Raw genomic sequence first — 2,291 nt, forward strand, 5'->3', positions numbered from 1 at the left:
TGGGCCTGGATCCACTTCTTGCTGCCGCCGCTGTTTTTGCTGATGACTGCCCTTGCTCTAGCTTGGATGGGGCCATGGGGACAAATGGCCGGGTCAGGAGGCTGGTTCTGCTATGGCTGTGCGCTGCTGGTGCTGGCCGTGGCTGGGGGCGTAGCCTTGCACTGGGCTTGGGAGTTCTGGCGCTCCTGCCGACGTGCCCGCCTGCAGGCTCTGGCCCAGGTCGAGCTGTATGGCTCTCCAGCCTACGTGCTGGACTTGGAGATCCCTTTTGCTGCCCAGGTGGGGGTGTGGAAGCCGCAATTGGTGGTTAGCCGCGGTCTGCTGGAGCAGTTGGATGAAGAGCACCTGCAGGCAGTGCTGGCCCACGAAGAGGCCCATCGTCACTACTGCGATACCTTGTGGATGTTTGCGGTTGGTTGGCTGCGACGCCTCAGCGGCTGGCTGCCGAATACGGAGGTTCTCTGGCAAGAACTGCTGACCCTGCGGGAGCTACGGGCAGATTGCTGGGCGGCTCAGCGGGTGGATCCCTTGGTGCTGGGAGAGGCTCTGGTGCAGGTGGTAGGCCATGGCATGGCGCAGCAGCCGGCAGCGGCTTGGGTTGGCTTTGCCCTGGAAATGGGATCCACTGCGGGGGGACGGCTGCAAGAGCGCATCGATGCCCTATTGCAGCAAGAGGAGTCGGGCCCCGTCGCGCCCTCGTCGCACCTTTCCGTGCAGGGTTGGGCTTGGCTGGGGCTGGCTCTGCTGCCTTTATTGGCCATCCCCTTTCACCACTGAGACGATGGCCTGGGCGGAGCCAAGAATCCTTTCCTTCGGGGGAGTTGCCTGATGGCGTTTTTTTCCCTACGATGGAAGATACTTTGATCCTCGGTAGCTCAGCGGTAGAGCGGTCGGCTGTTAACCGATTGGTCGCAAGTTCGAATCTTGCCCGAGGAGCTTGTCTTTGCTACTTGAAGTCCCGCCCTGGGAGCTATAATGCCCTCTGGCTATTTTTGCGTCACGTATTTCGAGGACAATTGCTGTGATTGACCTGTCGCGGATCCCTGCCCAACCCAAGCCGGGTCTGCTCAACCTCTTGATTGAGATCCCTGGCGGCAGCAAGAACAAGTACGAGTTTGACAAAGACATGGGCGTGATGGCCCTAGACCGGGTGCTCTACTCTTCGGTGCAGTACCCCTACGACTACGGCTTTGTGCCCAATACGCTGGCAGGGGACGGGGATCCCTTGGATGGCCTGGTGATCATGGATCAGCCCACCTTTCCAGGGTGCGTGATTGCGGTGCGCCCGCTGGGCATGCTGCAGATGATCGACGCAGGGGAGCCGGATGAGAAGTTGCTGTGCGTGCCCGCTAAGGATCCTCGCTATGCTTCCGTAACCAAGCTGGAAGATATTGCCCAGCACCGCCTGGACGAGATTGCCGAGTTTTTCGCCACCTACAAGCGCCTAGAGAAGAAAGAAACCCAGATCTTGGGCTGGAAAGGTCTGGCCGAAACCGAAGCAGTGATCGCCAGCAGCATTGCCGCCTACCAACAGTCCAAGTAGCTCCCCAGCTTTTCTGGACTGGAGCGCGCCGCTGAGGGTGCTGGCCAGTTGACGCCAAGCTGCCCTGGAGTGGGCTCCTTGAGCTAGCCTAGGTTTGGACTCGACAGCTTTTGCTATGGTGGATACCCTTCAGCTTTGGCTCTACCACCTAGAGCAGTGGGCAACGGAGCTGGTTCAAGGTCAACTGCAGCACCTTTCCCCGCTGAGCCTGCTGCTGGTGGGTCTGGCAGGTTTGGTTACCAGCCTTTCTCCCTGTCTGCTCTCTATGTTGCCGGTAACCATTGGCTACATCGGCGGCTACACCCCTAGCCCTGATGAAGAGGCCGGAAAAGTGCGTCGGCACATCTGGGCCCAATCTTTGGGTTTTGCGGCTGGGGTGGCTTTTACCCTGACCCTGCTGGGTTTGGGGGCAGCTTTGCTAGGCCGGGTTTATGGACAAACCACTGCCTTTGGATCCCTAGTGGCGGGAGGGATCGCCATCCTCATGGGGCTGAACCTGCTGGAAGTCTTCCCCCTGCGCTTCCCCGATTGGTTTAACCGGTTGGAGATCCCTGGCCAGTGGCCTGGGCTGAGCCGGTCGGTGGTGCTGGGATCCACCTTTGGCCTGGTGGCTTCTCCCTGCAGCACGCCGGTTTTGGTGGCCCTGCTGGGCTGGGTTTCCACCACGGAGCAGCCCTGGGTGGGGGGCGGGTTGCTGCTGGCCTATGCCCTGGGGCTGGTCTTGCCGCTGCTCTTGGCAGGGGTGTTT

Annotated in this window: 3 protein-coding genes and 1 tRNA gene; all 4 read left to right on the top strand. The window is 60.5% G+C overall.

Annotation, left to right across the window (positions count from 1 at the left end):
* Nucleotides 1-777, top strand: a 777-nt coding sequence (locus NW852_RS00250) for a M56 family metallopeptidase (RefSeq protein ID WP_414426373.1), incomplete at its 5' end; no start/stop codon positions are given.
* 87 nt (nucleotides 778-864) lie between these two features.
* Nucleotides 865-936: transfer RNA gene (locus NW852_RS00255), tRNA-Asn, on the top strand.
* Between the two features lie 88 nt (nucleotides 937-1,024).
* Nucleotides 1,025-1,543 (top strand): inorganic diphosphatase, encoded by a 519-nt coding sequence (locus NW852_RS00260; RefSeq protein WP_414365475.1) that lies wholly within the window; start codon nucleotides 1,025-1,027, stop codon nucleotides 1,541-1,543.
* A gap of 115 nt (nucleotides 1,544-1,658) precedes the next feature.
* A partial coding sequence (locus NW852_RS00265; protein WP_414426374.1) for a cytochrome c biogenesis protein CcdA occupies nucleotides 1,659-2,291 on the top strand: 633 nt, incomplete at its 3' end.

Origin of the sequence: Synechococcus sp. H60.1 (assembly GCF_047462335.1) — a bacterium.
In the GTDB taxonomy this organism is placed as follows: Bacteria; Cyanobacteriota; Cyanobacteriia; order Thermostichales; family Thermostichaceae; genus Thermostichus.